General features: G+C 46.9%; 3 protein-coding genes. 2 read left to right on the top strand and 1 reads right to left on the bottom strand.

The features are described 5' to 3' along the window. A partial coding sequence (locus tag AB4496_RS05735) for a multidrug effflux MFS transporter (RefSeq protein ID WP_372130681.1) occupies positions 1-976 on the bottom strand: 976 nt, incomplete at its 3' end. Positions 977-1,077: 101 nt separating this feature from the next. Between AB4496_RS05735 and AB4496_RS05730 the strand changes: the two genes are divergently transcribed. Next, positions 1,078-2,019 (top strand): LysR family transcriptional regulator, encoded by a 942-nt coding sequence (locus AB4496_RS05730; protein ID WP_009848179.1) that lies wholly within the window; start codon positions 1,078-1,080, stop codon positions 2,017-2,019. A gap of 122 nt (positions 2,020-2,141) precedes the next feature. After that, a complete protein-coding gene (locus AB4496_RS05725) occupies positions 2,142-3,932 on the top strand; it encodes an aminopeptidase P family protein (protein ID WP_009848178.1) in 1,791 nt (596 codons plus the stop codon). The last annotated feature ends 89 nt before the right edge of the window (positions 3,933-4,021 follow it).

The following is a 4,021-nucleotide window of genomic DNA, read 5'->3' as shown; positions in this document are numbered from 1 at the left end:
CAGCAGCACCGAGAATCCAAGCAAAACCCACTGAAGACAAGAAGATTGGCAGCATGAATGCAATTGGGCTAGCGTGTTCTGCAAGCACTAACATAATCACGCCCGCTAAACCCAGCGTTGAGATACCAACGACCAGTGCTTTATAGGTACCAAAGCGGTCCATAAATTTAGGTGCAGTAAACGCTGCTGCAATGTTGATGGCCGCATTAACACCAAACCAGAAAGTAAACTCTTTCATGGTCAGGCCTAGGTTTTCCATCAACACAACCGGTGCAGAGGTGACATAAGCGAGAATCACTGCCATCGCCATCAGACACAAGGTTGCGTGGAAAAGGAATGATGGTGTTTTCAATACTGACCAGTATCGCTCAAGCTTGAACACCGCAACCTTTTCTGTCGCAGGGTTAGACTCTTTCATTTGGAAGAATAAGATAGTGCCAACAACGACTGCGAAGCCTGCCATAAAGCTAAAGTTCGAACGCCAACCAAATTGATGAGTTAACCAAGCGCCAAGAATCGGTGCTAGTGCAGGAATAAAGCAAATTGCACCATTGAGGTAACTGATCATACGGCCACTTTTCTCAGGACCAAATAGATCGCGAACCGTCGCAAAGGCTGCTACAGAAGTCGCACAAGCTCCTAAGCCTTGTAGCAGCCGAGCTATTAGCATCATATCAATCGATTGAGCTGCCCACGCCAAGCAAGCACTCAATGCATAGATACTAACACCTCCCAATGCAACGGTTCGACGTCCTAGCTTATCAGCCAAAGGGCCTGCAAATAATTGCCCGACACCCATGGCGAATAAAAACCAAGTAATCGTATCTTGTGCTAGTGCGTGTTCCACGTGAAACGCTGTTGAAATTTGTGGCAGAGCTGGAAGATAAATATCTATAGCCAGAGGGCTAAATAGAACCAGCATTGCCAATAAAGCAACCTGCAGTTTACTTGGGGTTGGAAGCGCGTTAGAAGGCACAAGATTCTCCGAATGAGTTAATTTAGGTGCATAATAACCAACTAAAGATATGAACAAAAATGGCATATACTCATTAGCATTATTCCAAATAGGAAACTCACATGAATATCGAGAAACTATCACGCCTCGACCTCAATCTATTGGTTTGCTTACAGGTGCTGATGGAAGAGCTGAGTGTCACTCGCACCGCACACCGATTATGCTTGAGCCAATCAGCCGTGAGTAAGTCGCTAGCCAAGCTTCGTGAACAATTTAATGACCCCCTTTTTACGCGAAGTGCTCATGGCCTACGACCAACACCGAAAGCTGTTTTCCTCAAGCCTCGGTTAGAAACGTTGATCAACCAACTTGATGTTCTCACTCAGCCTGAGACATTCATTCCCAACAACAGTGACCATAGTTTTCATATTGCTGCCGTTGAGAGTGTTTACCCGCTGATTCTTCCGCACTTCTTACCGGCGATATTTCGACAAGCACCTAAGGTCAATATCAACACCCATGCTTGGACAGAACAAACCTTTAAGAAGCTGCAGCTTGGCGAACTAGATATCGGACTCACTGGCAAAGACATCGACATCAACGATGCGCGTTTAACTATGCTGCCGCCAGACGACATTTGCGAACAAGAGATCTACCGCGACGCACAGATGTGTGTGCTAAGACGCAACCACCCCGCTCTGAATGGTAAATGGGATTTGGAAATCTACCTTGCGCAGCGTCATGTACAAGTAAGGTGTGATGGTAACGACCGCTGGCTGCTCGACTACAAACTGGCTGATCTTGGTCACCAACGTGATATCGCTATTTCTGTTCCAGACTTCAATAGCGCTGCAAGCCTATGTACCTACACCGACTTTGTGTTTACCGCACCAAGCCATTTTACTTACCTCGTCGCTAAGCAACTCGACTTAGTGGTTGTTCCTTTACCAATGGAGTTCCCACCGATGGCATACACTTTGTTTTGGCACCGTGACAGAGAAAATGACCCAGCCTTAACTTGGTTGCGAGATATCATCAAAGAAAAAACTCTGCACCTTAGATAAAAATGGCGTACAGCGTTTGCAGCAAACGAACAAAAGCGCTAGCTTATTGACCTAATAAGTCCCCTCGCATGTATATCGACTGTGAGTGTTAACAAGGACCCTAACAATAAGGATAAACACAGATGCACAATATCACTGCTGAACGCGTTGCTGCGGTTCGAGCTTGGCTTGAAACAAACAACCTAGATGCCGTTATCATTCCACATGAAGACGAATATCTAGGTGAATACGTTCCCGCTCATAACGAGCGACTTCACTGGTTAACAGGTTTCACTGGCTCTGCAGGTGCCACTGTTATCACTCGTGAAACTGCTGCTATTTTTGTAGATGGTCGCTACACCGTTCAGGTTCGTAAGCAGGTACCAGCAGAGTTATTTGAGTATCGCCACCTTATTGAAGAACCGACTTTAGATTGGATCATCAATTCATTGCCACAAGGCAGTAAGGTTGCATTCGACCCACGCATGCACACCGCTGCTTGGTTGAAAGGCGCACAAGCAAAACTAGCGGAGAAAGTTGAGCTAACAACGCTCCCAGCAAACCCAATTGATGAGCTTTGGTCTGATCGCCCTGAGCCTGTCGTGTCTGATGTTCGCCTAATGGCAACAGACGCCGTTGGTCAATCAAGCGAGAGCAAACGCGCTGAAATTGCTGGCTTACTAAAAGCAAAAGGTGCGGACGCCGCTATCCTTACCGAGCTAGACTCAATCTGTTGGTTGCTTAACATTCGTGGCTTGGACGTATCTCGCCTACCTGTTGTGTTATCCAACGCGATCATTCACGCCGATGAAAGCGTCGATTTCTTCCTAGACCCAGCACGCATCCCGGCTGGCTTTGAAGCGCACGTTGGTAATGGTATTCGCGTTTCTCACCCATCAGAGCTTGAAGCGCGCCTTCAATCTTTAGAAAGCAAAAACGTATCTGTCGATTCAGGCACAAGTAATGCTTGGTATACGCTTGTTCTTCAAAACGCTGGCGCTCATCTCATTGAAGCAGCAGACCCATGTCTAATGCCAAAAGCCGCTAAAAACGATACTGAAATTGCCGGCATGAAGGCGTGTCACATTCGTGATGGTGTTGCGATGGTGAAATTCCTATCTTGGATTGATGCAGAAGTCGCGCAAGGTAACCTACACAACGAAGCGGTATTGGCTGACAAAGTACAATCATTCCGCGAGCAAGACCCGACGCTGATGGATCTAAGTTTTGACACCATTTCTGCGGCTGGCGGCAACGCAGCAATGTGTCACTACAACCATGAGAACCAACCTGAACCTGGTCAGCTAGAACTGAATACTCTGTACCTAGTCGATTCAGGCGGTCAGTACTTAGATGGTACAACCGACATCACTCGTACTATCGCGATTGGCCAACCAAGCGACGAAATGATTCAGCAGTTCACATTAGCGCTTAAAGGTCACATCGGCATTGCACGTGCGCGTTTCCCACAGGGTACTCGTGGTTTCCAACTGGATATCCTAGCGCGTCAGCACTTATGGGCAGAAGGCTTCGATTACGATCATGGTACTGGTCACGGTGTTGGTCACTTCCTAAGTGTTCATGAAGGCCCACAAAGCATCTCTAAGAAGCTTATCGACGTACCTCTTGTTGAAGGCATGGTGTTATCAAACGAGCCGGGTTACTACCGTGCTGATGAGTTTGGTATCCGTATCGAGAACCTAGAATTGGTAGTTGAGCTTCCAACTCAAGGTGATTTCTCAGTACTAACGTTTGAGTCGCTAACTCGTTGCCCTATCGATAAGCGCAACATCAATGTTGATTTGCTAACACGACCTGAACTGGCGTGGCTGAACGACTACCATCAGAAGGTATGGAACGACGTTAGCCCATTAGTTGAAGGTGATACATTGGAATGGTTACGCCAATCGACAACTCCATTGGCTCACGCTTAATGCTTCGCTAAGCGCTTAACTGAACCAAAAAACTTGCTCGGTTAATAAGTTAAATAGCAAATAGCAAAACGGCTACCCAAGGGTATAAT

It is taken from the genome of Vibrio sp. 10N.222.46.A1, from assembly GCF_041473595.1.
GTDB lineage: Bacteria > Pseudomonadota > Gammaproteobacteria > Enterobacterales > Vibrionaceae > Vibrio > Vibrio tasmaniensis_A.
This window is presented reverse-complemented; position numbering and strand designations above follow the sequence as displayed.